Origin of the sequence: Bacillus hominis (genome assembly GCF_018332515.1) — a bacterium.
Taxonomy (GTDB): Bacteria; Bacillota; Bacilli; order Bacillales; family Bacillaceae_G; genus Bacillus_A; species Bacillus_A hominis.
Genome location: NZ_BOQD01000413.1, coordinates 1 through 385, shown reverse-complemented (window position 1 = coordinate 385; position 385 = coordinate 1). Strand labels below are relative to the sequence as shown.

Annotated in this window: 1 pseudogene; it reads right to left on the bottom strand. The window is 31.4% G+C overall.

From position 1 onward, the window contains the following. Positions 1 to 217: pseudogene (locus KI356_RS25780) on the bottom strand (peptide ABC transporter substrate-binding protein); the annotation flags it as partial. Between the last annotated feature and the right edge of the window lie 168 nt (positions 218 to 385).

Here is a 385-nt window from a genome sequence, read left to right as displayed (position 1 = left end):
CCATTACGTTGTTTAAAGCTGCGTAAGAAAATCCATCGGTTGCAATGGATGAATCGAGTGTAGAAATTTCCCCAGATTCTACAATGTTTAATACGTGCTTTGAAGATTCTTTTTTCTTTTCTCCGGAAGTTGTTGCCTCTTGTTTTTGACCACATGCTGTTAAAAACATAGATAACGTGATTGAGAGTGCAACGATTCCTTTCGTTTTTTTCTTCATAGTTGTCATCCTTCCCTTCATCTCAGCCTTAGTATAAAAGAAAATATTGAAAATTTCTATAAATAAATCCGATAAAGCATATAGAAAAAATATATTTTTTAGAAGTTGAATTTCTGGAAAAAGAAATGAAACCAGTATAGAATAGAAATGTTTCAAAACTCAGAATTT